This window comes from Streptomyces sp. NPDC058308 (assembly GCF_042880275.1).
In the GTDB taxonomy this organism is placed as follows: domain Bacteria; phylum Actinomycetota; class Actinomycetes; order Streptomycetales; family Streptomycetaceae; genus Streptomyces.
In genome coordinates this window covers 113,177-139,103 of record NZ_JBHVZA010000007.1, presented here as the reverse complement: position 1 = coordinate 139,103, position 25,927 = coordinate 113,177, and the positions used below count along the sequence as shown (strand labels likewise).

Sequence of the window (25,927 nt, the reverse complement as noted above, 5' to 3'; positions counted from 1 at the left end):
CTGTCCATGTTCGGCCGCGACCCCTGGTGGCTGGTCGCCTTCAAGGCGGTCTTCTGCTTCGCGTTCCTGATGGTGACGGTCCTCTTCGCCATCGTGTGGGAGCGCAAGGTCGTCGCCTGGATGCAGCTGCGCATCGGCCCCAACCGGAACGGTCCCTGGGGTCTGCTGCAGTCCCTCGCGGACGGCGTCAAGCTGATGCTCAAGGAAGACGTGATCGTCAAGCGCGCGGACAAGGTGGTCTACGTCCTCGCCCCGGTCGTCGCCGCGATCCCGGCCTTCATGGCGATCGCGGTGATCCCCTTCGGGCCCGCGGGCAACGAAGTCTCGATCTTCGGCCACCGCACCACGATGCAGCTCACCGACCTGCCGATCGCGATGCTCTACATCCTCGCGGTCGCCTCCGTCGGCATCTACGGGATCGTCCTCGCGGGCTGGAGCTCCGGATCCACGTATCCGCTCCTCGGCGGCCTGCGCTCCTGCGCGCAGATGATCTCCTACGAGATCGCGATGGGCGCGGCCTTCGCCTCGGTCTTCCTCTACTCCGGGTCGATGTCGACCTCGGCGATCGTGGAGGCGCAGGCGGACCGCTGGTACATCCTGCTGCTGCCCGTCTCGTTCATCATCTACATCGTGACGATGGTCGGCGAGACCAACCGCGCGCCGTTCGACATGCCGGAGTCCGAGGGTGACCTCGTCGGTGGCTTCAACACCGAGTACTCCTCCATCAAGTTCGCGATGTTCATGCTCGCCGAGTACGTCAACATGGTCACCGTCTCGGCGGTCTCGACCACGCTCTTCCTCGGCGGCTGGCGGGCCCCGTACCCGATCAGCACCTTCTGGGAGGGCGCGAACCACGGCTGGTGGCCGATGCTCTGGTTCGTGATCAAGGTTCAGCTGCTGCTGTTCTTCTTCATCTGGCTGCGCGGCTCGCTGCCCCGCGTCCGCTACGACCAGCTGATGAAGCTCGGCTGGAAGGTCCTGATCCCGGTCTCGGTCGTCTGGCTGATGCTCGTCGCCACGATCAGGGCGATGCGGAACGAGGACTACGAGTTCACCTCGATCGCGCTCTACGGCGGCGGCGGGATCATCGCGCTGCTGTTGCTCTCCGTGGTCGTGGACATCTTCCGCGACAAGCGCGACAAGGAAACCGTCGACGATGAGGAGCCGACCGCCTTCGACCCGATGGCAGGCGGATTCCCCGTGCCTCCGCTGCCCGGACAGAGCCTGCCACCCGTGCCGCGCCGACGCTCGCGCCAGGAGCGGGAGCTGATTGTCAGTGGCGGACCGGATACTCAAAGTGACGGAACCCGAACTGAGGGAAAGGAGGCGTCCGATGGCTGAGTCGCACCAGGAGTCACCCGAATCGAACCAATCGAAGCAGGGGTTCCAGAACCCCGTCGCGGGCTTCGGCGTGACCTTCAAGGCCATGTTCAAGAAGCGGCTGACCGAGCAGTATCCGGAGCAGCAGAAGACCACTGCTCCCCGCTTCCACGGCAGGCACCAGCTGAACCGCCATCCGGACGGCCTGGAGAAGTGCGTCGGCTGTGAGCTCTGCGCCTGGGCCTGTCCCGCGGACGCCATCTATGTGGAGGGCGCGGACAACACGGACGAGGAGCGGTACTCGCCCGGCGAGCGGTACGGCCGCGTCTACCAGATCAACTACGCCCGCTGCATCCTGTGCGGACTGTGCATCGAGGCGTGCCCCACGCGCGCGCTGACGATGACGAACCAATTCGAGCTGGCCGACACCAGCCGCCAGAACCTCATCTACACCAAGGAGCAACTGCTCGCCGGTCTTGAGGAGGGCATGGTCGACAGCCCGCACTCGATCTTCCCCGGGACGGACGAGCAGGACTACTACCGAGGTCTGGTGACCGAGGCGGCGCCCGGGACGGTCCCCCAAGTCGCCTACTCCAAGGGGGAGACGCCCCAGGAGGCGGCCTCGGACTTCGGGGACGGCGAGCCGGCGTCGGAGCAGGTGATCGGTCGATGACGCAGCTCGCCGCCTACTCCACCTCCACCGGCGAGGCCTTCCAGTTCTGGGTGCTCGGCACGGTCGCCGTGATCGGCGCCCTGTGCACCATCCTCATGAAGAAGGCCGTGCACAGCGCGCTCTGCCTGGCCGGGACCATGATCATCCTCGCGGTGTTCTACCTCGCCAACGGCGCGTACTTCCTGGGCATCGTCCAGATCGTCGTCTACACCGGCGCGATCATGATGCTCTTCCTCTTCGTGGTCATGCTCGTCGGCGTCACCGCCGCCGACTCCCTGACCGAGACCATCAAGGGCCAGCGCTGGCTCGCCCTGCTCTGCGGCCTCGGCTTCGCGGTGCTGCTCTTCGCCGGCATCGGGAACGCGTCGATGAAGGAGTTCAACGGCCTCGGCAAGGCGAACTCGAGCGGCAACGTGGAGGGTCTCGCACAGCTCATCTTCACGAAGTACGTCTTCGCCTTCGAGATCACCGGCGCCCTGCTCATCACGGCCACGATCGGCGCGATGGTGCTCACCCACCGCGAGCGCACCGAGCGCGCCAAGACCCAGCGGGAACTGTCCGAGGAGCGCGTGCGCGAGGGCAAGCACCTGCCGCCGCTGCCCGCCCCCGGTGTGTACGCCCGGCACAACGCCGTGGACATCGCGGGCCTGCTCCCCGACGGCACCCCGTCGGAGCTCACGGTCAACCAGACGCTCCGCGAGCGCGGCCAGATCCGTGACGTGTCGACCGAGGCGCTGGACGACCTGCGGGCGCTGGAGCAGCGCTCCACCGACCGCCTGGCCCGGACCGACCTGCGCCGCAGCGATACCGGGCGGACCGAGGAGGCGTCGAAGTGAACCCCGTCAACTACCTCTATCTCGCCGCGCTGTTGTTCACGATCGGCGCGACCGGCGTGCTCATCAGGCGGAACGCGATCGTGGTGTTCATGTGCATCGAGCTCATGCTCAACGCCTGCAACCTCGCGTTCGTCACCTTCTCCCGGATGCACGGCAACCTCGACGGCCAGATCATCGCGTTCTTCACGATGGTCGTCGCCGCCGCGGAGGTCGTGGTCGGGCTCGCGATCATCGTGTCGCTCTTCCGTTCCCGCCACTCGGCCTCGGTCGACGACGCCAGCCTGATGAAGCTGTAAGGGGCCGCAGGAACCGTGAATATGGAGAACCTGATTGCGCTGCTCGTCGCGGCGCCTCTGCTCGGAGCGGCCGTACTGCTGTGCGGCGGGCGGGCATTGGACCGCGTGGGCCACTGGCTCGGCACGCTGCTCGCGGCCGCCTCCTTCGTCGTCGGCGTCGTGCTGTTCACCGACATGCTGGGCAAGGGCGCCGAGGAGCGCTCGCTGTCGCAGCACCTGTTCAGCTGGGTTCCCGTCGAGGGCTTCCAGGCGGACGTCGCCTTCCAGCTCGACCAGCTGTCGATGACGTTCGTCCTGTTGATCTCCGGTGTGGGCACCCTGATCCACATCTACTCGATCGGGTACATGGAGCACGACGAGCGGCGCCGCCGCTTCTTCGGCTACCTGAACCTGTTCCTCGCGGCGATGCTCCTCCTGGTGCTCGCCGACAACTACCTGCTCCTGTACGTCGGGTGGGAGGGCGTCGGCCTCGCCTCGTACCTCCTGATCGGCTTCTGGCAGCACAAGCCCAGCGCGGCCACCGCCGCGAAGAAGGCCTTCCTGGTCAACCGGGTCGGCGACATGGGCCTGTCGATCGCCATCATGCTGATGTTCACCACCTTCGGGACCTTCGCCTTCGGGCCGGTTCTGGAGGCCACCGACCAGACCAGTGAGGGCAAGCTCACCGCCATCGGACTGATGCTGCTGCTCGCCGCGTGCGGCAAGTCCGCCCAGGTGCCGCTGCAGTCCTGGCTCGGCGACGCGATGGAGGGCCCGACCCCGGTCTCGGCCCTGATCCACGCGGCGACGATGGTGACCGCGGGCGTGTATCTGATCGTCCGCTCCGGCGAGATCTTCAACGCCGCCCCGGACGCGCAGCTCGTCGTCACCGTGGTGGGCGCGGTCACGCTCCTCTTCGGTGCGATCGTCGGTTGCGCGAAGGACGACATCAAGAAGGCCCTCGCCGGGTCGACGATGTCCCAGATCGGGTACATGATCCTGGCCGCGGGCCTCGGCCCCGTCGGCTACGTCTTCGCGATCATGCACCTGGTGACGCACGGCTTCTTCAAGGCCGGGCTCTTCCTCGGGGCCGGTTCGGTCATGCACGGCATGAACGACGAGGTCGACATGAGGAAGTACGGCGGCCTGCGCAAGTACATGCCGGTCACCTTCGTCACCTTCGGCCTCGGCTACCTCGCGATCATCGGCTTCCCCGGTCTGTCCGGCTTCTTCTCCAAGGACAAGATCATCGAGGCGGCGTTCGCCAAGGGCGGCACGGAGGGCTGGGTCCTCGGCTCGGTGGCGCTCCTGGGCGCGGCCATCACCGCGTACTACATGACGCGCGTGATGATCATGACCTTCTTCGGAGAGGAGCGGTGGCGCAACCGCCCGACCGCCTCCCCGGACCAGCCGGATGTCGAACCCGCCGCCGAACACCGCGGCGCGCACGACGAGCCCCACCCGCACGAGTCCCCGAAGTCCATGACCATCCCGATGATCGTGCTCGCCTTCGGGTCGGTGTTCGCGGGCGGCTTCTTCAGCATCGGCGACCGCTTCATGCACTGGCTGGAGCCGGTCACCCACCACGACCACGGCGACTCGCCGCTGAGCGCCACCACGGTCACGGGCGCCACCATGGTGGTCCTCGTCATCGGCGTCGCCCTCGCCTACGTGCAGTACGGCCGGCGGCCCGTCCCGGTCACCGCCCCGCGCGGCTCGCTGCTCACCCGGGCCGCCCGCCGCGACCTCCTCCAGGACGACTTCAACCACGTGGTCCTGGTCCGCGGCGGCGAGCACCTCACGCGGTCGCTGGTCTACGTCGACCACACCCTGGTCGACGGGGTCGTCAACGGCACGGCGGCCTCGGTCGGCGGCCTCTCCGGCCGGCTGCGCAAACTGCAGAACGGCTACGCCCGCTCCTACGCGGTCTCGATGTTCGGCGGCGCTGCGGTACTCATCGCCGCGACCCTGCTGATGAGGGCGGTCTGATACCGATGTCCTTTCCTCTCCTGACAGCGACGGCGGTCCTGCCCGCGGTCGGCGCGATCGCCACGGCAGCCGTTCCGGCCGCCCGGCGATCCGCCGCCAAGTGGCTCGCGCTGCTCGTCTCGCTCGCGACGCTCGCGCTCGCCGTGACCGTTCTCGTGCGCTTCGACCCGGACGGCGACCGCTATCAACTCACCGAATCCCGCGCCTGGATCGCGGACTTCGGAGTGCGGTACGAGCTCGGGGTCGACGGCATCGGGGTCGCCCTCATCGCGCTCACCGCGCTCCTGATGCCCTTCATCATCCTGGCGGGCTGGCACGACGCCGATCCTTCCCCAAACGCTCCACTTCGTTCGGGCAGGGGCGGCCCCGATGAGGCGAAGGCCCCCTATAAATGGCGGCCGACCCAGGGCTTCTTCGCCCTGATCCTGGCCGTCGAGGCGATGGTGATCATCTCCTTCGAGGCGACCGACGTCTTCCTCTTCTACGTCTTCTTCGAAGCCATGCTCATCCCGATGTACTTCCTCATCGGCGGCTTCGGAGACCGCGCCCACGCGGGCAGCGACGAGAACGCGTCGGCGCAGCGCTCGTACGCGGCCGTGAAGTTCCTCCTCTACAACCTTGTCGGCGGCCTCATCATGCTGGCCGCCGTGATCGGCCTCTATGTGGTCGCGGGGAACTTCTCGCTCCAGGAGATCGCCGAGGCGCGGGCCAACGGCACGCTCGACATGGCGACCAACACCGAGCGGTGGCTCTTCCTCGGCTTCTTCTTCGCCTTCGCGGTGAAGGCGCCGCTGTGGCCGCTGCACACCTGGCTGCCGAACGCGATGGGGGAGTCGACGGCCCCGGTCGCCGTACTGATCACGGCGGTCGTGGACAAGGTCGGCACGTTCGCGATGCTGCGGTTCTGCCTTGGGCTCTTCCCCGAGGCGAGCAAGTGGGCGACGCCGGTCATCCTCGTACTCGCGCTGATCAGCATCATCTACGGAGCACTGCTCGCGGTCGGCCAGCGCGACATCAAGCGCCTGGTGGCGTACGCGTCGATCTCGCACTTCGGGTTCATCGTCCTCGGCATCTTCGCGATGACCTCGCAGGGCCAGTCGGGCGCGACGCTCTACATGGTCAACCACGGCATCTCGACCGCCGCGCTGATGCTGGTCGCCGGCTTCCTGATCTCGCGGCGCGGCTCGCGGCTCATCGCCGACTACGGAGGGGTGCAGAAGGTGGCCCCGGTGCTCGCCGGCACCTTCCTGATCGGCGGCCTGGCCACCCTCTCGCTGCCCGGGCTCGCGCCGTTCGTGAGTGAATTCCTCGTCCTGGTCGGCGCGTTCGCGCGCTACCCCGTGGCCGGGATCATCGCGACGGCCGGCATCGTGCTCGCCGCGCTCTACACCCTCGTCCTCTACCAGCGGACGATGACGGGCCCCGTGAAGCCGGAGGTCTCGGCCATGCCGGACCTGCGCGTACGGGAACTGGTCGTCGTCGCACCGCTGATCGCGCTCCTGATCGGCCTCGGCGTGTACCCGAAGCCACTCACCGAGCTCGTGAACCCGGCGGTCAAGCACACGATGTCCGACGTACAGAAGAAGGACCCCAAGCCCGAGGTGGAGGCGGCCAAGTGAGCGCATCAGCCGTCCACAGCCTGTGGACAACGGCCGCCGATCCGATCGACAAGATCGACGCGCCCAACATCGAGTACGGACAGCTGTCGCCGACGTTGATCGTCATCGGCGCGGCCGTCCTCGGAGTGCTCATCGAAGCCTTCGTCCCCCGCAAGTCCCGCTACTATGTGCAGCTGTTCGTCTCCGTGGTCGCCCTGGCCGCCGCCTTCGCCGCGGTCGTCGGGCTCGCGGCCCGCGGCTTCGGCACGACCAAGGCGCAGGTCTCGGCGATGGGCGCGATCGCGGTCGACGGCCCCGCGCTCTTCCTGCAGGGCACCATTCTGCTCACCGGAATCGTCGCGATCTTCACCTTCGCGGAGCGCCGCCTCGACCCGGTGGCGCACGGAAACCGCGTCGACTCGTTCGTGGCGCAGGCCGGTTCCGTCCCCGGCAGCGAGAGCGAACAGGCCGCCGTCAAGGCCGGGTTCACCACCACCGAGGTGTTCCCGCTGGCGCTCTTCGCCATCGGCGGCATGCTCGTCTTCCCCGCGGCCAACGACCTCCTGACGCTCTTCATCGCGCTGGAAGTCTTCTCCCTGCCGCTGTACCTGCTCTGCGCGCTCGCCCGCCGCAAGCGCCTGATGTCGCAGGAAGCCGCCGTCAAGTACTTCCTCCTTGGCGCCTTCGCCTCGGCGTTCACGCTCTTCGGCATCGCGCTCCTCTACGGATACGCGGGTTCGGTGTCGTACGCGACGGTCGCGAACGTCGTCGAGGGCAACGTCAAGACCGTGGACCCGGCGCTCGCCGACACCATGGGCAACGACGCGCTGCTCCTGATCGGCGTCGCGATGGTGGTGATGGGGCTGCTCTTCAAGGTGGGCGCGGTGCCCTTCCACATGTGGACCCCGGACGTCTACCAGGGCGCCCCGACGCCGGTCACCGGCTTCATGGCGGCGGCGACGAAGGTGGCCGCGTTCGGCGCGCTCCTCCGTCTCCTCTACGTGGTGCTTCCGGGCCTGCGCTGGGACTGGCGTCCGGTCATGTGGGGCATCGCGGTCATCACGATGCTGGGCGGCGCGATCATCGCGATCACCCAGACCGACATCAAGCGGCTCCTCGCGTACTCCTCCATCGCGCACGCCGGCTTCATCCTCGCCGGTGTCATCGCCACCACCCCGGACGGCATCTCCTCCGTCCTCTTCTACCTGGCTGCCTACTCCTTCGTGACCATCGGCGCCTTCGCCGTCGTCACGCTGGTGCGGGACGCGGGCGGCGAGGCCACGCACCTGTCCAAGTGGGCGGGGCTCGGGCGGCGGTCCCCGCTGGTCGCCGCGGCCTTCGCGGTCTTCCTCCTCGCCTTCGCCGGCATCCCGCTGACCTCCGGGTTCGCCGGGAAGTTCGCGGTCTTCAAGGCGGCGGCGGAGGGCGGCGCGGGGCCGCTGGTCGTGGTCGGTGTGCTGTCGTCGGCGATCGCCGCCTTCTTCTACATCCGAGTGATCGTCCTGATGTTCTTCAGCGAGCCGAAGGCGGACGGCCCCACGGTCGCCGTGCCCTCGCCGCTGACGATGTCGGCGATCGGCGTGGGTGTCGCGGTGACGCTGGTCCTGGGCGTGGCCCCGCAGTACTTCCTGGACCTGGCGAACCAGGCGGGGGTCTTCGTCCGGTAGCCCGGCTTCTTCCGCACACGTGTCGCCGCCCGGCACCCCCAGAGTGGGGGCGCCGGGCGGCGGCCTGTGGATAACTGTCCGGGGTGTCGGCGGGGAGCCCTATCGTGGAGGCAGTGGTCGAGGCAGGACGTACGGCGGGGGACAGGGCGATGGATGGGACCGACAGCATGAGTGAGGTGACGGCGCCGGTATCGGTGCCGGGCGCGACGGCCGGCGGCGTGACGGAGAGCGATGCCCTGCGCACGCTCCACCGCATCTTCGGGTACGACGCCTTCCGCGGCGAGCAGGAACCGATCATCGAGCACGTGGTGGGCGGCGGCGACGCCGTCGTCCTCATGCCGACCGGCGGCGGCAAATCCCTCTGCTACCAGATCCCTGCCCTGGTCAGGCCGGGCACGGGCGTCGTGGTCTCGCCGCTCATCGCGCTCATGCAGGACCAGGTGGACGCGCTGCGGGCGCTCGGTGTGCGGGCCGGGTTCATCAACTCCACGCAGGACTTCGACGAGCGGCGCGTGATGGAGGCGGAGTTCCTCGCGGGCGAGCTCGACGTGCTCTATCTCGCGCCGGAGCGGCTGCGCCTCGACGCGACCCTCGAGCTCCTCGGGCGGGCCAAGATCTCCGTCTTCGCCATCGACGAGGCGCACTGTGTCGCGCAGTGGGGCCACGACTTCCGCCCCGACTACCTGGCGCTCTCGCTCCTCGGCGAGCGCTGGCCGGACGTGCCGCGGATCGCCCTGACGGCCACGGCCACGCACGCCACGCACCGGGAGATCACGCAGCGGCTCGGCATGCCGGACGCCAAGCACTTCGTGGCGAGCTTCGACCGCCCCAACATCCAGTACCGCATCGTGCCGAAGGCCGAGCCGAAGAAGCAGCTCCTGTCCTTCCTGAAGGAGGAGCACGCGGGCGACGCCGGCATCGTCTACTGCCTCTCGCGCAATTCGGTGGAGAAGACCGCCGAGTTCCTCTGCAAGAACGGCATCGAGGCCGTCCCGTACCACGCCGGTCTGGACGCGGGCACGCGCGCGACCCACCAGTCCCGCTTCCTCCGGGAGGAGGGCCTCGTCGTCTGCGCCACGATCGCCTTCGGCATGGGCATCGACAAGCCGGACGTCCGCTTCGTCGCCCACCTCGACCTGCCCAAGTCGGTCGAGGGGTACTACCAGGAGACGGGCCGCGCGGGCCGCGACGGCCTGCCCTCGACGGCCTGGATGGCGTACGGCCTGCAGGACGTCGTCCAGCAGCGCAAGATGATCCAGGGCAGCGAGGGCGACGAGGCGTTCCGGCGCCGGGCCGCCTCGCACCTGGACTCGATGCTGGCGCTGTGCGAGACCGCGCGGTGCCGCCGCGCCCAGCTCCTCACCTACTTCGGCCAGGAGACGACGGCGCCGGATTCCTGCGGGAACTGCGACACCTGCCTCGCCCCGCCCGAGACCTGGGACGGCACGGTGGCGGCGCAGAAGGTCCTCTCCACGGTCGTGCGCCTGCAGCGCGAGCGCGGCCAGAAGTTCGGCGCGGGCCAGATCATCGACATCCTCCTGGGCAAGAAGACCGCGAAGGTCATCCAGTTCGACCACGACCAGCTCTCCGTCTTCGGCATCGGCGAGGAGCTGGCGGAGGCCGAGTGGCGGGGCGTGGTGCGTCAGCTCCTCGCGCAGGGCCTGATCGCGGTCGAGGGGGAGTACGGGACGCTGGTGCTCACCGAGACGAGCGGTTCCGTCCTCGGCAGGGAGCGCGAGGTCCGGCTGCGCAAGGAGCCGAAGCGGGCGCCGGCGGCGCGGACGTCCAAGGGCGAGCGCAAGGCGAAGTCGGCGGCCGCGGTCGCCGAGCTGCCGCAGGAGGCGGTGCCGCTCTTCGAGGCGCTGCGCGCCTGGCGTGGCGCCCAGGCGAAGGAGCAGGGCGTCCCCGCGTACGTGATCTTCCACGACGCCACGCTGCGCGAGATCGCCACGCTGCGGCCCGCCGCCGTGGCGGACCTCGCGGGCATCAGCGGCGTGGGCGAGAAGAAGCGGGCGACGTACGGCGAGGGCGTGGTCGGGGTCGTCGCAGAGTTCCTGGGCGGGGCGCCCGCCGGGGACGGGACGTCGGGTGAGGCTCCGGGCGGGCCGGAGGTGCCACTCAGCGATGAGGTGGAGCCGGACTGGGGGGATGAGGAGCCGGACTGGTAGGTCCGATGTGCCACGGCCGGCTCCCGGGGGTGGGAGCCGGCCAGGACAGCCCTACGGGGTCTCGGGTTCTTCGATATCCCGCATGATCTCGGCGAGGTCCAGAGTGATGGGGAAGGGGACGGAGACTTTGAGGTCGTCGTGGAAGATCCCGGTCGGTGCGTACTGGCGGGACGCGGGCTCCAGCTCGAAGACATAGACCACGGGACGGCCCCGATCATTCTCCACTCGCCAGAAGTGGGGAATCCCGGCCTTCGCGTACTTCTGCGGCTTGGCCTCGCGGTCGCGGATCTCGGAGTCAGGAGAAACGACCTCGATCGCCAGGATGACGTCTTCCACGTCGAACTGCGTCTGGCCAGGACCTGTCACTACACCCTTGCGGAGCACCAGAACATCGGGCTCGGGTCGATTGCGGCTGTCGATCACCACCGTCATTTCACGTCGGACGGCCAACCCGCGTGGAGCCAGAGAACGCAGCTGCCACTTGAAGAAGTCGACTGCCGACTCGTGGAAAATTGTTTGCGGACTCACGAAGACAAGGCTCCCGTCGATCAGCTCCGTGTGCGGAGGCAGGTTGGGAAGCCGGTCCAGGTCGTCGGCGGTCCAGCCACCCTTGGGCGGGACCGGCCACGTAGGCCCGGAAGCCTCGGGTTCGACACTCATCAGTGCTCCCATGGAGTGGAGTCTCACCGGTCCGACCAGCGTATCGGGCAGGAACCCGTAAAGGTCTGCACGCACGTGTGAACGAGTGTCGGCACCTTGACTCGTTCGAGGGCCCCCGCCGAGGTCACATGGGGTCCAGCGCTTCCGTACGAGTTCACCTCGGCCGCCCGCTTGAACCAAGTGCATGACACAAGCGGGCGGCCGAGGTGCCTCTTCGGTGGGTCAGCGCGCTGTCGCGATCCGGCCCGTCACCTCGCCGAGCCCCACCTTGGTGCCGTGCGGGCCGGGGGCCCAGGCCGAGAGCGTGACCTCGTCGCCGTCCTCCAGGAACGTCCGCTTGCCGTCGGGGAGTTCGAGGGGGTCGCGGCCGTTCCAGGTGATCTCGATCAGGGAGCCGTACTGACCGGGCTCGGGACCGCTGACCGTGCCCGAGCCGTACAGGTCACCGGTGCGCAGCGAGGCGCCGTTGACCGTCATGTGCGCCAGCTGCTGCGCCGCTGTCCAGTACACGGTGGAGAACGGCGGCTCGGAGATGACCCGCCCGTTGAGCGTCACCGTGATGCGCAGGTCGTAGCCGCCGGGCTCGTCCGCCGCGGGGCCCGTGGAGTCGTCCAGGTAGGGCAGGAGCTCGTGGGTGCGCTCGGGCGGTGCGATCCGTGCCGAGTCCAGCGCCTCAAGGGGGGTGATCCACGCGGAGACCGAGGTGGCGAAGGACTTGCCGAGGAACGGCCCCAGCGGGACGTACTCCCAGGCCTGGATGTCGCGCGCGGACCAGTCGTTGAGGAGGGTGAGCCCGAAGACGTGCTCGCGGAAGTCCGCGAGGGGGACGGGCGTCCCGTGCGTCGAGGAGGCGCCGACGACGAAGCCCACCTCCGCCTCGATGTCGAGCCGCGTCGTGGGGCCGAAGACGGGAGCCGTGTCGGAGGGCGCCTTGCGCTGGCCGTTCGGGCGCACGACCTCGGTCCCGGAGACCACCACCGTGCCGGACCGGCCGTGGTAACCGATGGGCAGGTGCTTCCAGTTGGGGGTCAGCGGGCTCGGCGCGTCCGGCCGGAACATCTGGCCCAGGTTGCTCGCGTGGTGCTCGGAGGCATAGAAGTCGACGTAGTCCGCGACCTCGAAGGGCAGGTGCAGGGTCACTTCGGAGAGGGGATGCAGCAGCGGGCGTACGACCTCCTGGTGGGCGGGCACGGTCACCCACGCCGTCAGGGCGCGCCGCACGTCGGACCAGGCCCTGCGGCCCGCGGCGAGCAGCGGGTTCAGGGTGGGCCGGGCGAGCAGCGATACGTAGGGGGCGCCGAGCGCGGCGGCCGCGGCACCGGCGTCCAGGACGTGACCGCCGAGCCGTACCCCGACCCTGCGCCGGTCGTCCGCCTCGCCGGCCAGTGAGAACACGCCGTAGGGAAGGTTGTGCGGTCCGAAGGGGTCGCCCTCGGGCAGGCCGAAGGGGTCGCCGGCGGCCGGGTCGAGCGGGGTCTGCTCGGACATGCGTACCTGCCTCGCTTTCCATAGGGGTGTGCCACACGTTACGTGTGGAGGCCCCTGTTGCGGCAGTGCCTAAAGAGTCAGCAATGTCCGAATGAGTGGCGGGTGGCCGTGCGTGTGCGGCGGACCGGAGGTCCGCAGGTCCTCGCGCCGGTGCTCCGAACGACCGTGTGGGGGAAGGGGTGTTGACCGTAGCGCGTAGTCGGAATGAGGCATGCCGGAATATAACCTTCCACTTTCCGGTGAACCGGCGGGCCCGCTGTCCCATCCGGCCTCACCCGCCCGTATGCGCACCTTGCCAAGCAGCTTCCGGTGGGGCCCAGGATCCGTATTCTCTGGATCATGGCCGCTCCCCTCGCATATGCACTCATCGCCACTGACCTGGACGGGACGCTGCTGCGCGGCGACGACACGGTCTCGGACCGGTCGCGGCGGGCGCTGGCCGCCGTGGGCGGGCGAGGCGCCCGGCACCTCGTGGTGACAGGCCGCCCGGCGCCGCGGGTGCGGCCCCTCTTCGACGCGCTCGGCTACGAAGGCCTGGCCGTATGCGGCCAGGGAGCGCAGCTGTACGACGCCGGGGCGGACCGGATGGAGTGGTCGGTCACGCTCGACCGCGAGCTCGGCGAGACCGCGCTCGGGAAGATCGAGGCGGAGGTCGGGCAGGTCTACGCGGCCGTGGACCAGGACGGCGTGGAGGGCCTCACGCTCATCGAGCCGGGGTACGAGATGCCGCACCCCACGCTGCCCGCGGTGCGCGTGCCCAGGCGCGACGTGTTGTGGGAGGAGCCCATCAGCAAGGTGCTGCTGCGCCATCCGAGGCTGGCGGACGACGAGTTGGCGGCGGTGGCGCGGGACGCGGTGGGCTCGCTCGCGTCGGTGACCATGTCGGGGCCCGGCACGGTGGAGCTCCAGCCGTGCGGTGTGACCAAGGCGACCGGCCTTGCCCTGGCCGCCGAACGGCTCGGCCTGACGGCCGCGGACACCCTCGCCTTCGGGGACATGCCCAATGACATCCCCATGTTCCTGTGGGCGGCGCACGGGGTGGCCATGGCCAACGCCCACGGCGAACTGAAGGCGGTGTCCGACGAGTTGGCCCTCTCGAACGAGGACGACGGCGTGGCCGTCGTCCTCGAACGCCTCCTGGGCCGGACCGGCTAGCCCGCCGTCCGCCGGATCCGCTTCTCCCAGGTCCGGTGGAAGACGACCTCGGCGCCGTCCCGGCACACCACCTCGTTCGAGGTGATGAAGTCCGCCGCGTCGCAGGTGATCTCCGAGCGCGTCTCGACCGTCACGTCCCAGCCGGACTCGGGCCGGTGCAGGCGGATCGTCCAGTCCGAGTGGGTGCGGGCGCTCAGCGGGTCGTCCTCCTGGATCGTGTACGTCTCCAGGGCGTCCTCGGTGAACTCCAGGCCGTCGGGGTACACGCGCGTGCCGCCGTAGCGCGGGTCGACCTCAAGCCGCCACTCGCCCTTGGCGACATCGCGTACGACCAGGCGCTCGGGCCGCTGCTCGTCCAGCGTGGCCGGGTGGACCACGCCGAGGGGCTCCGACTGCTCCGGCGGTCCGAAGGTGATCGAGGGGTCCAAGTCGCCCTCGCGCACCGGCAGTTCCAGCGAGCTGCCCACCGGGTCCAGCGTGAAGCCCACCGAGTCCGCCTGCGGCCAGATCCAGGGCCAGTACGCGGAGGAGACCGCGAGGCGGATGCGGTGGCCCGGCGGGAAGGTGTGGCCGATGCCGTTGAGCTCGAAGGTCACGTCCTCGGTGGCGCCGAGCGGCCACGCGTCGGCGCGGTCCCTGCCGTGACGGGCGGAGAGGTTGAGCACGCCCCGGGTGACGAGGGTGGAGGAGCCGTCCGGCGCGATGTCGCAGACGCGGGCGATCGCCTGCCCGTACGGCACGTCCATCCGCAGCCGCAGCGTCACCCTGGGCCGCCCGAGGACCCGTACCTCCGAAGGCACCTCGAATTCGAAGCACGCCGACTTGGCGTCCTCGTCGCGCTGGTCGGGCGGCAGGTCGGCGTCGTTGCCGAAGGGGAAGTAGCGGCCCGCGTCCAGGCCCGTGTGCTGGGGGGAGCCGACGACGACAGGGGCGCCCTGGAGGGCGTACGCGACGGGGGTGACGTTCGGGGACGGCCAGGACGGATCGCCCACCCAGCCGCCGCTCAGCTCCGGGTAGACCGTCGCCGGCGGGTGCGAGTCGCTGATCCAGGAGCGCAGCTTCGGCTCGGCCATCACGCCGGTGTCGATGCCCTTGAGGTGGTGGTCCCACCAGCGCAGGGTCTCCTGGAGGAAGCCGATCGCCGGGCCCGGCGGCAGGCCGCGGTCCGGGTACTGGTGCGACCAGGGGCCGATGAGGCCGCGCACCTGGTCGTCGGGGAGGTGCTCCACCAGGCGGAGCACCGTGTCGCGGTACGGGTCGTGCCAGCCGCCGACCGCGAGCACCGCGGCGCCGATCGCGGAGTAGTCCTCGCAGACGCTGCCGTGGCGCCAGTAGTCGTCGCGGGTCTGGTGGTCCAGCCAGGTGTGGATGAACGGCTCGACGGCCGCCAGGCGCGTCAGCCACATCTCGCGCCACGCGTCGCCCACGAAGTACGGGTCCGGCGGACGCGAGACGAAGGCCAGCATCGTCGCCGCCCACGCGTGCATGTCGACCGCGAGGACGGAGCCGCCCATGTAGTGCACGTCGTTGTCGTAGCGGTCGTCCGCCGAGCAGACCGTGACGACCGCCTTGAGCGGCTCGGGGGCGAGGGCCGCGATCTGGAGCGAGTTGAAGCCGCCCCAGGAGATGCCGAACATGCCGACCTTGCCGCTCGACCAGGCCTGCGCGGCCAGCCAGTTCACCACCTCGACGCCGTCGGCGAGCTCCTGTGCCGAGTACTCGTCGGTGGGCAGTCCCTCGCTGTTGCCGTGCCCGCGCACGTCGACGCGCACGGAGGCGTAGCCGTGCCCCGCGTACCAGGGGTGGCGCTGCCAGTCGCGCGGCGCCGTCCAGTCGCTGAGGCGGTAGGGGAGGTACTCCAGGAGCACGGGGACGGGCTCGTCGGTGACCGGGCGCCACACGCGCGCGTAGAGCTTGGTCCCGTCGGCGAGGGGTACGCGGATGTCCTCGCGGACCGTCTCGTACGGGAAGGAGTCGCGGATCTGCATGAGTGAAACCTCAGTGGACGGGGTGTCCCCGGTTGCGGGGATGGCTCTGGTGGACGGGGGGTCCTCGGTGTGTGGGGTGTCCTCAGTGGACGGGGTGCATGGTGCGGCGCAGCCACGGGGCGAGCGCGATCACGGCGATGCCCGCGAGCACGGCGATCGCGCCGTTCACGCCGAAATACGCCGGGTCGGAAACCTCTCCGTAGACCTTCACGACCTGCGCCTGGATGCCGTTGGCGAGGGCGAGCGAGAGGAACCACAGCGCCATGGTCTGGCTGGCGAAGGCCTTCGGGGCGAGCTTGGTCGTCGCCGACATGCCCGAGGTCTCCACGAGGATGTCGCCGAGGCCGAGGAGCAGGTACGAGCCGACGATCCACCAGACCGCCATCCGGTACGTGCCGTCGCCGTGCCCGGAGGTGGGCAGGACCATCAGGAGGAACGACAGGCCGCCGAGGATCACGCCGAGCGCGATCTTGTTGGAGGCGTGCGGCTGGCGGTGGCCCAGCCGTGCCCAGACCGCGGCGACGACGGGGGCGAGGGCGACCTCGAAGGCGCCGAGCGCGGAGGCGTACCAGCTGGCAGGGAAGTGGTAGCCGAAGATCGACGTCTCGGCGTTGGTCGAGGCCAGCAGGATCATCGTCGAGTAGGCCTGGAAGAGGATGAAGTTGAAGACGACCGACGCGAGGAAGAGGACCACGTAGGGCTTCAGGCGCTCGCGCTCCCCGGCGCTCACGCGGGGGCTGCGGAACATCACCGCGAAGTAGACGACGGGTGCGATCACCGAGACGAGGGTGAGCAGGTCGACGAAGCGGTCCATGGTCAGCCAGCCGACGGCGGCCAGCAGGCCCGCGAGGGCGGCGCACGCGACGAGGCCCCCGACGATCAGGAGCACGGCGCGGCGCATGGCGTCCCCGGGCAGCGCGAACTCGGCCGACGCCGTGCGCCCGGCGAGGTGGCGGCGGCCCAGGACGTACTGGACCAGGCCGAACGTCATGCCGACCGCGGCCGCCGAGAAGCCCCAGTGCCAGCCCTTGTGGTCGCCGAGCCAGCCGGTGATCAGCGGGCCCGCGAAGGCGCCGATGTTGATGCCCATGTAGTACAGCGCGAAGCCGGCGTCCCGCCGGTCGTCGTCGGTGCGGTAGAGCTTGCCGACCATCGAGGCGACGTTGGGCTTGAGCAGGCCGGTGCCCGCGCTGATCAGGCCGAGGCCGGCCCAGGTCATCGTCGCCGTCGGCACGGCCATCGAGTAGTGGCCGCAGGCGATGAGGATGCCGCCCCACAGCACCGCCCGGTAGGAGCCGAGCATGCGGTCGGCGAGCCAGCCGCCGGCCACGGAGACCAGATAGACGAGCGTGCCGTATGCGGCTGAGACCGACGCGGCCGTCCCGGCGTCCATCCCCATGCCGTCGTGCGCGACGGAGTCGGCGAAGTAGAGGACCAGGATGGCCTGCATGCCGAGGAACGAGAACCGCTCCCATACCTCCAGGCCGGAGAGGGTGAGCAGGCCGCGGGGCTGCCCGAAGAAGGCGTGGTCGTCGCCCGGCGGTGGGTCGCCGGTCGGTTCGGCGGGCGGCTCGTACTCGGCCGTAGTACGGGACAAACTTACTTCTCCCGGTCGTTACGGTTCTTGTGGTGCAGGGCGGTCTTCTCAGTCGTATGGGCTGATCAAGAACATACCGGTGCACCTTGGGGGCCGCGCGGCCTGGTGTGCCGGGGCGGCGGCGAGGGCCGACGCGCCGCGCCGACCAGGGCAGCGGCGTGCGACGGGCGGGCAGGTGCTCGCCGTGATCGAAAGTCGACCGGATACGCTGACTTGAGTGATGGCAGCGACACATCGACAAACCCGTGTCATCGACCGAGTTCCAATGATCGACCGAGTTGGCCGTGTGATCGTCAGCAGACAGGAGAACCTCTCGTGACCGTCGTCGGGCCTTTCGGGCTGAGCGTGCGGGACCAGGCTCTCGAAGCCGATGTCCAGGCCGGGTTGGCTGCTGTCGAGGAGGGACTGCTCGAGGCCACCAAGAGCGAAGTGCCCTTCATCACCGAGGCCGCCCAGCACCTCGTCCGTGCCGGGGGCAAGCGGTTCCGCCCGCTGCTCGTGATGCTCGCCGCCCAGTTCGGCGACCCCTACGCGCCGGGCATCGTGCCCTCCGCCGTGGTCGTGGAGCTGACGCACCTCGCGACGCTGTACCACGACGACGTGATGGACGACGCCGAGGTGCGCCGCGGCGTCGCGAGCGCCAACCAGCGCTGGGGCAACTCCGTCGCGGTCCTGACCGGCGACTTCCTCTTCGCCCGCGCCTCCTACATCCTGGCCGACCTCGGTCCGGAGGCCGTCCGCATCCAGGCGGAGGCCTTCGAACGCCTGGTCACCGGCCAGATCCTGGAGACCGCGGGGCCGTCCGAGGGGCGCGACCCGGTCGACCACTACCTCGACGTGCTGCGCGGCAAGACCGGCTCGCTGGTCGCCGTGGCCTGCCGGTTCGGCGCGATGATGTCGGGCGCCGACGAGTCCGCCGTGAACGTCCTCACGCAGTACGGAGAGCGGCTCGGCGTCGCCTTCCAGCTCGCCGACGACGTCCTCGACATCGCCTCCGACTCGCACGAGTCCGGCAAGACGCCGGGCACGGACCTGCGCGAGGGCATCCCCACGCTGCCCGTGCTGCGGCTGCGCGAGCGGGCGGCGCGGCTCGGTCTCGCCGAGGACATCGCCCTGTGCGAACTGCTCGACTCCGACCTCACCGACGACGCGCGGCACGCCGAGGCGCTGACCCGGCTGCGGGAGCACCCCGCCCTGGAGCAGGCCCGCCGGGACACCGTCTGCTACGCGGAGAGCGCCCGGGCGGCACTCGGCCCGCTGCCGGACGGTGACGCGAAGGCGTCGCTCGTGGAGCTCTGCGACCTGGTGGTGCACCGGGCCGGCTGAGAGCCTGAGGCTCCCGCTACGCCACCACGGCCATGTGACGTGAGTCACATGGCCGTTTTTGCCTGCCCGCCGACGGTGTCCCTTGCCGGTCGGCAGGGGCGCATCCCCTACTGGACGGGGGAGGTACGGACGCTCCGTCTCATCCCAGGGCAGTACACGGAGTTGCGCCCGGGGTCTGACGCTTCTCATCGGCCGATTTGGTCGGATGGATCCCAGAGAGAACCACCACTCCTGACCAATTCGGGTGAGAATGGCGGCACAGGGTGGACGAGGGCACGTACAGGGAAGGCCGCCGCCGACCACGGAGGTAAGGCAGACAATGGCACCGTACGAACCGGAGAAGGACACCAGCGAGGCCGGGGAACTGCGCGCCGGCCGCCGCAAGGCGGCCCGCTACGCGGTCCCGATCGCGGTGGCGGGGGTGGCGGCGGCGACCATCGGGCTCGTCCCGGCACTCGCCACCTCGGGCGACCCGGACCTGCCGAAGGTCACCGCACAGGAGCTCGTCGAGAAGATCGCCGCGTCGGACACGCAGCAGCTGTCCGGCAACGTCAAGATCAGCACTGACCTGGGCCTGCCGTCGATCGGCGGCATGGCGGGCGGCTTCGCGGGTGGCGGCGGCGGTGCGGACCGCGGCGGGGACGGCGGCGACAAGGGCTCGGCGGCCGACCCCAAGAGCAAGCTGATGGAGCTGGCGTCCGGCACGCACACGCTGCGCGTCGCGGCCGACGGCCCCGAGAGGCAGAAGGTGTCCGTCCTGGAGGACGCCGCCGAGTACAGCATGATCCACAACGGCGACGACCTGTGGGCGTACGACAGCGCGTCGAACGAGGCGTACCACGCGAAGGGCGAAGGCGCCTCTTCGGAGAGGCCCGGCAAGGGCGACAAGGGCATGCCGCAGAAGCTCCCCTCCACCCCCAAGGAGTTCGCCGAGCAGGCCCTGAAGGCCGTCGACGACACCACCTCGGTGAAGGTCGACGGCACCGCGCAGGTCGCGGGCCGCGACGCGTACCGCCTGGTGATCCAGCCGAAGGACTCCGGCTCGACGGTCGGCCGCATCACGGTCGCCGTCGACGGCGAGACCGGCACACCGCTCAAGTTCACCCTGACCCCGGCCTCCGGCGGCGCGGCCGTCGTCGACGCGGGCTTCACCAAGGTCGACTTCGGCAAGCCGTCCGCGGACACGTTCGACTTCGCGCCGCCCAAGGGCACGAAGGTCACCGAGGCCGACGAGCACGCCGCGCCGGGCCGGGACTTCAAGGGCAAGGGGAGCAGGGGGAGCAAGGAGTTCGGCGAGGGCGACCTCAACGAACCGAAGATCATCGGTAAGGGCTGGGGCTCCATAGCCGAGCTGAAGCTGCCGGGCGGCCAGGGCCTGCCGACGGCCGGCTCGGGCGACGTCCCGCCGGACGCGCAGAAGCTGCTCGACTCGCTGGGCGACCAGGTCAACGGCGAGTTCGGCTCCGGAACGGTCTTCTCGACCCGCCTGATCAACGCCCTCGTCACCGACGACGGCAAGGTCTACGTGGGCGCGGTCACCAAGGACGCGCTGGTGAAGGCGGCGAACGAGGCGCACTAGGCCCGCCCCTGGCGGGGTGCGCGCAGCGTGGGGATGCGGCGGATGGAAGGTGCCGACAGCGACAGGGCACCTTCCATCCGCCGCGTCGGACGACGGGGACGACGGGAGGGCAACGTGCCGGGCAGCAGCGGCAGTTCGGTGAGGGAGGCCTCCGCCACGGCGGGGGGCGCCTCGGTGGCGCACGTCATCGAGACGCACGGGCTCACCAAGCGGTACGGGAAACACCTCGCCGTCGACCGGCTCGACCTCACCGTCCCGGAAGGCAGCGTCTTCGGGTTCCTCGGGCCGAACGGCTCGGGCAAGACGACCACGATCCGCATGCTGATGGGCCTCATCGAGCCGACCTCCGGCCGCGCCCAGGTCCTGGGCCGCCCCATGCCGCGCGCCGCCCGCACGGTGCTCCCGCACGTGGGCGCGCTGATCGAGGGGCCCGCCCTCTACGGCTTCCTGTCCGGCCGCGACAACCTGCTGCGGTACGACTCCGCCGACCCGAACGCCGATCCGCGGACCCGCGGGGCGCGGGCCGGGGCGGCCCTGGACCGGGTCGGGCTCACCGCGGCCGCGGGCAAGAAGGCGAAGGCGTACTCCCTCGGCATGAAGCAGCGGCTCGGGCTCGCCGCCGCCCTGCTCCAGCCGCGCAGGCTCCTCGTCCTGGACGAACCGACGAACGGCCTCGACCCCCAGGGCATGCGCGAGATCCGCACGCTGGTGCGGGAGCTGGCTGCCGAGGGCACGACGGTTTTCCTCTCCTCGCACCTCCTCGACGAGATCGAGCAGGTCTGCACGCACGCGGCGGTGATGACCCAGGGGCGCCTGATCACCCAGGGCCCGGTCGCCGAACTCGCGGCGGGTGCGCGCGGCAGGCTCGTCGTGACGACACCGGACCCGGGCGACGCCGCCCGCGTCCTCAAGGAGCAGGGTGTGACGGACCTCGTCGTGACGGAGGACCGCGTGACGGGCGAACCGCCCGGTCAGGACGCGGCCGGGCCGGACGTGGACCTGGCCGAGCTGAACGCCGCACTGGTCGGGGCGGGCGTCCGCGTCCGCGGCTTCGGGCTCGAACGGGCCTCTCTTGAGGACGCGTTCGTGGCGCTGACGGGGGAGGGCTTCGATGTCGCGGGCTGAGGTCACGGACGCGCCCGGGCCGACGGCGGCGGACCGCGCACGGGAACCCCGGCGGAGCTGGACCCTCGGTCTCTTCCGCAGCGAGCTCGCGATCACCTTCCGGCGCTGGCGGACCCTCGCGCTGCTCGCGGTGCTCGCCGCCGTGCCGGTCCTCGTCGGCATCGCCGTCAAGATCGAGACCAGCGACGGCTCCACGATCGGCGCAGGCGGTGACGAGGGCGGGCCCGCCTTCATCGCGCAGATCACCAACAACGGTCTGTTCCTGGTCTTCACCGCGCTCGCCGCGACGCTGCCGTTCTTCCTGCCGATGGCGATCGGCGTCATCGCCGGTGACGCCGTCGCGGGCGAGGCGAGCGCGGGCACCCTGCGCTATCTCCTCGTCGCGCCCGCGGGACGCACCCGTCTGCTCCTCGCCAAGTACGCGACCACGCTGACGTTCTGCCTGGTCGCGACCCTCGTCGTCGCCACGTCCGCGCTCGCCACGGGCGCGCTGCTCTTCCCGCTCGGCGATGTCACCACGATCTCGGGTACCCGGATGGGCTTCGGCGAAGGGCTGTTGCGGGCGCTGCTGATCGCGCTCGTCGTCGCCGTGTCACTGACCGGCGTCGCGGCGCTCGGCCTGTTCGTGTCGACGCTCACCAGCAGCGGCATCGCGGCGATGGCGACGACCGTCGGCCTGCTGATCACGGTCCAGATCCTCGACCAGATCCCGCAGCTGCACGCCCTCCACCCGTACTTCTTCTCGCACTACTGGCTCTCCTTCGCCGACCTGATGCGCGAGCCGGTCTACTGGACCGACATCGTCAAGAACCTGCAGATGCAGGGCCTGTACGCGGCCGTGTTCGGCTCGGCGGCGTGGGCGCGGTTCGGGGCGAAGGACATCATGGCGTAGGGCTCAGTTGTCGTACGGGCCCTCAGTTGTCATACGGACCCTCAGTTGTCGTACGGGTACCGGGCCAGGGGCGGCTCCTGCGCGAAGAACGTCTTGGCGCGGGCCAGGGCCTCGGTGTCCTCCAGGACCTGGCCGGGGCGGGTGCCGTTGCCGAGCAGGACGCCGCCGAAGCGCATCGGGAAGAACGCGGCGGTGTTGCGCAACGTGCCGATCAGCGGGTCCGCCACCTCCTCCTCGCGGTGCGCGAGCGCGGTCACGCCCCACAGGGTGCGGTCCTTCAGCGTCTCCTTGAAGGAGATCTCCGGCGTCTCCAGCCACGCGTCCCAGTAGTCGAGGTAGCGCTTGACGGTGGCGGAGAGCGAGTACCAGTACAGGGGCGACGCGATGACGATGTCCGTGGCCTTAAGGGTGGCGTCCAGGAGCACCGCTTCGTTGGTGCCGACGGGGCGGGGGCGGGCCCGCTCGCGGGTCGCGTCGTGGCGTGCGTCCTCGAAGTCGGGCAGCGGCAGCTCGGCGAGATCGATCCAGCGCTGCTCCACGTCCGGGGGGAGTTGCTCGGCGGCCTTGCGGGTCAGGAGCTCGGTGTTGCCCTCGGGGCGGGCGCTGCCGAGAACGAAGAGGAACGAGCGGGTCATGGATCCCCCTGGGGTTGCCTACGCATGCCTACGACGTTTACTTGCACGCGCACTATATGCATGCGCAAGCAATGTCGTCCAGGGGGAATCCGCGGGCCCCTGCTCAGAGGCCCGCGGGTTGCTACGAGGGGAGCCCTCCTGCGACTACGAGGAGAGCCCTCCTGCTCGAAGAGAGCCGCCCTACGAGGAGAGCCGCCCTACGAGGAGAGCCCCCACACCGCGTACGCGATCGCGTCACTGTTGCGGTCGAGCGCGGTCGCGTCGACGTTCGACTCCTTGTCGCAGGCCGAGTGGTAGCACTTGTCGAACGCCTCGCCGGCCGTGCCGCCCCACTTCTGCGCCTGCTCCGCCGACTTGGTGGTCTCAGCGCCGGTGAACAGGCCGCCGACCGGGACGCCCGCCTGCTGGAACGGCGCGTGGTCGGAGCGGCCGTCGCCCTCGTCGTCCGGCTCCGTGGTGACGTTCAGGCCCGCGTAGTAGTCCTTGAAGGTCTTCTCGATCGTGGGGTCGTCGTCGTAGACGAAGTAACCGGCGTTCGGGGAGCTGATCATGTCGAAGTTCAGATAGCCGCTGATCTTCGAACGGTCTTCGCCGGCCAGGCTTTCGACGTAGTGCGAGGAGCCGACCAGGCCGAGCTCCTCGGCGCCCCACCAGGCGAACCGCAGGTGCTTGGTGGGCTGGTACTTCTCGCGGGCGACGGTGAGCGCGGTCTCCAGGACGGCGGCGGACCCGGAGCCGTTGTCGTTGATCCCGGGCCCTTCGGAGACGCTGTCGAGGTGGGCTCCCGCCATGACGACCTTGCCCTCGTCGCCGCCCGGCCAGTCGGCGATCAGGTTGTAGCCGGTCTTGCCGTCCGCCGTGAACTCCTGGACGGAGGTGGTGAATCCGGCGGCGTCGAGCTTGCCCTTCACGTGGTCCATGGAGGCCTTGTAACCCGCGCTGCCGTGCGCGCGGTTGCCTCCGTTGGCGTCCGCGACGGCCTGGAGGTCGGCGAGGTGGGCTTTGACGTTGCCGACGGATATGTCGGGAGCGGCGGCGGCCTTGGGGACGGGCGCCGCGGTGGATATCGCGTTGGTGGCGAGGAGTCCGGTGACGGCCAGGACTGCGGCCGCCGCGGTACGTCCGGGAACGGAGAGTTTCATGTGGGGGCTCCGGTTTCCGATTCTTTTGTGTGTGGGGGGGGATGACACGCGAACTCGAACTCGTCTGAGTGGCACACGAGTTCGGAGTTGCCTGATGGTGCGTGGGTGACAGGTGTGCCGTCAAGACCGCAGAGCGTGCGCGGAGTTCCGGATAGCGTGCGCACGCGGCGGGGGCGCACGTCTGGCGTCTGGATCCTGGCGTTGCCAACAAGGGGGCCCCTACACCGGCCCCGGGCCGCCCTAGTGGACGCAGAACCCTAGTGGACGCAGAATTCGTTCCCCTCTGGGTCCGTCATGATCACCCACTCGCCGCCGGGCTCCTTGACGTGCCGCTCCACGGCGGCGCCCAGCCCTTCGAGCCGGGCCACCTCCGTGTCGCGGCGGCCGGGCGCGGTGTGCACGTCGAGGTGCAGCCGGTTCTTGCCGGTCTTGGGCTCCGGCACGCGCTGGAAGAGGATCCGGCGGCCCAGGCCCGTGCCGCTCTGCTCGTCGTAGGGGTCGTCGGGGTGACGGACGGCGATGAGGTCTCGCCAGGCGCGGCGGCCGCGGAACTCGACGGTCGTGGCCTCCGGCGCCGCGCCGAGGCCGAGCAGGTGGTCGATCAGCGAGCTGTTGTCCTCGATCTCATACCCCAACGTGCTGGCCCAGAAGGCGGCTTGGGCGTGCGGGTCGGCGGCGTCGATGACGAGCTTCCAGTGCAACGTGGTCATGTAACCAGTTATAGCGGTTACGGCATGCCGCCACGTCGGATCTCACCGAACGGTCCGGAAAGGAACAGGAGTGACGCGGTACGTCAGACCGCGGGCTCCCGCGCGCCCCGGGCGGCGGCGGGAGCGGCGGACGCGTCCCGCGCGGCGGCGAGCCGTACCGCGTTGCGCCGGGCCGCGCGCAACGCGTCCCAGGTCAGGAGCGAGAGCGCCAGCCACACGAGCCCGAAGCCCGCCCACCGCTCGGGCGGCATCGCCTCGTGGAAGTACAGGATCCCGAGCACGAACTGGAAGACCGGCGCGAGGTACTGCAGCAGCCCCAGGGTGGAGAGCGGTACCCGGATCGCCGCGGCGCCGAAGCAGACCAGGGGCGCGGCGGTCACCACACCCGTGGCCGCGAGCAGCGACGCGTGCCCGGCGCCCCGCGTGCCGAACACGATGTCGCCCTGTGCGGCGAGCCACACCAGATAGCCGAGGGCGGGCAGGAACTGCACGGCGGTCTCGGCGGCGAGCGACTCCAGGCCGCCGAGGTTGACCTTCTTCTTCACCAGGCCGTACGTCGCGAAGGTGAAGGCGAGGCTGAGCGAGATCCACGGCGGCCTGCCGTACCCGAAGGCGAGCACGAGTACGGCGGCGACCCCGATGCCGACGGCCGTCCACTGCACGGGCCGCAGCCGCTCGCCGAGGAGCAGGACGCCCATGGCGATGGTGACCAGCGGGTTGATGAAGTAGCCGAGGGAGGCCTCCACGACGTGCCCGGAGTTCACGGACCAGATGTAGATGCCCCAGTTGACGGTGATGACCGCCGCGGCGACCACCACCAGGCCGAGCCTGCGCGGCTGGCGCAGCAGCTCGCGCGCCCAGTCCCAGCGCCGGATGCAGAGCAGCGCGATGCCGACCACGACGAGGGACCAGACCATCCGGTGGGCGAGGATCTCGGCGGCGCCGGCCGGTTTGAGGAGCGGCCAGAAGAGGGGGATAAGCCCCCACATCCCGTAGGCGGCGAAGCCGCTCAGCAGCCCACTGCGCTGCTCACTCCCGGACGTCCCGGCTGCTCCGCTGTCCACGGCCCCTCCTAGGTGCACGGCAGCGCCACGCTGCTTCCCA

Annotated in this window: 21 protein-coding genes; 13 read left to right on the top strand and 8 right to left on the bottom strand. The window is 70.0% G+C overall.

The genetic code is table 11. The features are described from left to right. The first annotated feature begins 6 nt into the window (after positions 1–6). The 8 genes from nuoH (at position 7) to recQ (ending at position 10,526) form a co-directional block, all read left to right on the top strand. Positions 7–1,341: an NADH-quinone oxidoreductase subunit NuoH gene (gene nuoH / locus ACFVYL_RS12395; RefSeq protein ID WP_389715091.1), complete on the top strand. Its 1,335-nt coding sequence runs from the start codon at positions 7–9 to the stop codon at positions 1,339–1,341. Continuing rightward, positions 1,334–1,993, top strand: a complete 660-nt coding sequence (nuoI, locus tag ACFVYL_RS12390) for an NADH-quinone oxidoreductase subunit NuoI (RefSeq protein WP_389714881.1) — start codon at positions 1,334–1,336, stop codon at positions 1,991–1,993. Before nuoH ends, nuoI begins: the two co-directional genes overlap by 8 nt. After that, the gene (locus tag ACFVYL_RS12385; protein ID WP_389714880.1) at positions 1,990–2,829 is read left to right on the top strand and encodes an NADH-quinone oxidoreductase subunit J; all 840 of its coding nucleotides are present in this window, start codon (positions 1,990–1,992) and stop codon (positions 2,827–2,829) included. Before nuoI ends, ACFVYL_RS12385 begins: the two co-directional genes overlap by 4 nt. After that, the gene (gene nuoK / locus ACFVYL_RS12380) at positions 2,826–3,125 is read left to right on the top strand and encodes an NADH-quinone oxidoreductase subunit NuoK (protein ID WP_020130147.1); all 300 of its coding nucleotides are present in this window, start codon (positions 2,826–2,828) and stop codon (positions 3,123–3,125) included. The genes ACFVYL_RS12385 and nuoK overlap by 4 nt, the downstream gene beginning before the upstream one ends. A gap of 21 nt (positions 3,126–3,146) precedes the next feature. Continuing rightward, on the top strand, positions 3,147–5,093 hold the full coding sequence (gene nuoL / locus ACFVYL_RS12375; protein WP_389714878.1) for an NADH-quinone oxidoreductase subunit L: 1,947 nt from the start codon (positions 3,147–3,149) through the stop codon (positions 5,091–5,093). Between the two features lie 5 nt (positions 5,094–5,098). Continuing rightward, positions 5,099–6,712 carry an NADH-quinone oxidoreductase subunit M gene (locus ACFVYL_RS12370; RefSeq protein ID WP_389714877.1) on the top strand — a complete coding sequence of 538 codons (1,614 nt, stop codon included), beginning with the start codon at positions 5,099–5,101 and terminating at the stop codon, positions 6,710–6,712. Then, a complete protein-coding gene (gene nuoN / locus ACFVYL_RS12365; protein WP_389714875.1) occupies positions 6,709–8,358 on the top strand; it encodes an NADH-quinone oxidoreductase subunit NuoN in 1,650 nt (549 codons plus the stop codon). Before ACFVYL_RS12370 ends, nuoN begins: the two co-directional genes overlap by 4 nt. Positions 8,359–8,525: 167 nt before the next feature. Continuing rightward, entirely contained in the window at positions 8,526–10,526 is a 2,001-nt protein-coding gene (gene recQ / locus ACFVYL_RS12360) for a DNA helicase RecQ (RefSeq protein ID WP_389714874.1), read from the top strand. Between the two features lie 51 nt (positions 10,527–10,577). Here the strand turns inward: recQ and ACFVYL_RS12355 are convergent, their stop codons facing one another. Together ACFVYL_RS12355 and fahA are read right to left on the bottom strand one after the other, a co-directional pair. Then, a complete protein-coding gene (locus ACFVYL_RS12355) occupies positions 10,578–11,186 on the bottom strand; it encodes a Uma2 family endonuclease (protein WP_389715089.1) in 609 nt (202 codons plus the stop codon). Positions 11,187–11,408: 222 nt separating this feature from the next. Next, the gene (gene fahA, locus ACFVYL_RS12350) at positions 11,409–12,674 is read right to left on the bottom strand and encodes a fumarylacetoacetase (protein WP_389714873.1); all 1,266 of its coding nucleotides are present in this window, start codon (positions 12,672–12,674) and stop codon (positions 11,409–11,411) included. A 339-nt stretch (positions 12,675–13,013) separates the two neighbouring features. Between fahA and ACFVYL_RS12345 the strand changes: the two genes are divergently transcribed. After that, entirely contained in the window at positions 13,014–13,829 is an 816-nt protein-coding gene (locus tag ACFVYL_RS12345) for an HAD family hydrolase (RefSeq protein ID WP_389714872.1), read from the top strand. On the opposite strand, the gene ACFVYL_RS12340 is transcribed toward ACFVYL_RS12345, so the two are convergent. Next, positions 13,826–15,817, bottom strand: a complete 1,992-nt coding sequence (locus ACFVYL_RS12340; RefSeq protein WP_389714871.1) for a CocE/NonD family hydrolase — start codon at positions 15,815–15,817, stop codon at positions 13,826–13,828. The genes ACFVYL_RS12345 and ACFVYL_RS12340 overlap by 4 nt on opposite strands. An 82-nt stretch (positions 15,818–15,899) precedes the next feature. After that, a complete protein-coding gene (locus ACFVYL_RS12335; RefSeq protein WP_389714870.1) occupies positions 15,900–17,414 on the bottom strand; it encodes a peptide MFS transporter in 1,515 nt (504 codons plus the stop codon). 315 nt (positions 17,415–17,729) lie between these two features. Here ACFVYL_RS12335 and ACFVYL_RS12330 point away from each other — a divergent pair, with 315 nt between their 5' ends. The 4 genes from ACFVYL_RS12330 (at position 17,730) to ACFVYL_RS12315 (ending at position 22,336) form a co-directional block, all read left to right on the top strand. Beyond that, complete coding sequence (locus ACFVYL_RS12330) at positions 17,730–18,740, top strand: polyprenyl synthetase family protein (protein WP_389714868.1); 1,011 nt, start codon at positions 17,730–17,732, stop codon at positions 18,738–18,740. A 319-nt stretch (positions 18,741–19,059) separates the two neighbouring features. After that, a complete protein-coding gene (locus ACFVYL_RS12325; RefSeq protein WP_389714866.1) occupies positions 19,060–20,319 on the top strand; it encodes an outer membrane lipoprotein carrier protein LolA in 1,260 nt (419 codons plus the stop codon). A 138-nt stretch (positions 20,320–20,457) separates the two neighbouring features. Then, the gene (locus ACFVYL_RS12320) at positions 20,458–21,444 is read left to right on the top strand and encodes an ABC transporter ATP-binding protein (protein ID WP_389715088.1); all 987 of its coding nucleotides are present in this window, start codon (positions 20,458–20,460) and stop codon (positions 21,442–21,444) included. Then, positions 21,431–22,336, top strand: a complete 906-nt coding sequence (locus tag ACFVYL_RS12315) for an ABC transporter permease (RefSeq protein WP_389714864.1) — start codon at positions 21,431–21,433, stop codon at positions 22,334–22,336. Before ACFVYL_RS12320 ends, ACFVYL_RS12315 begins: the two co-directional genes overlap by 14 nt. A gap of 41 nt (positions 22,337–22,377) precedes the next feature. Here the strand turns inward: ACFVYL_RS12315 and ACFVYL_RS12310 are convergent, their stop codons facing one another. From ACFVYL_RS12310 to rarD, 4 genes are all read right to left on the bottom strand, one after another. Beyond that, positions 22,378–22,971, bottom strand: a complete 594-nt coding sequence (locus ACFVYL_RS12310; RefSeq protein WP_389714862.1) for a flavodoxin family protein — start codon at positions 22,969–22,971, stop codon at positions 22,378–22,380. 197 nt (positions 22,972–23,168) lie between these two features. After that, positions 23,169–24,113, bottom strand: coding sequence for a M28 family metallopeptidase (locus ACFVYL_RS12305; protein ID WP_389714861.1), 945 nt, complete (start codon positions 24,111–24,113; stop codon positions 23,169–23,171). A 257-nt stretch (positions 24,114–24,370) separates the two neighbouring features. Further along, the gene (locus ACFVYL_RS12300; protein ID WP_389714859.1) at positions 24,371–24,823 is read right to left on the bottom strand and encodes a VOC family protein; all 453 of its coding nucleotides are present in this window, start codon (positions 24,821–24,823) and stop codon (positions 24,371–24,373) included. An 83-nt stretch (positions 24,824–24,906) separates the two neighbouring features. Next, positions 24,907–25,887, bottom strand: coding sequence for an EamA family transporter RarD (gene rarD / locus ACFVYL_RS12295; RefSeq protein ID WP_389714857.1), 981 nt, complete (start codon positions 25,885–25,887; stop codon positions 24,907–24,909). Positions 25,888–25,927 lie beyond the last annotated feature (40 nt).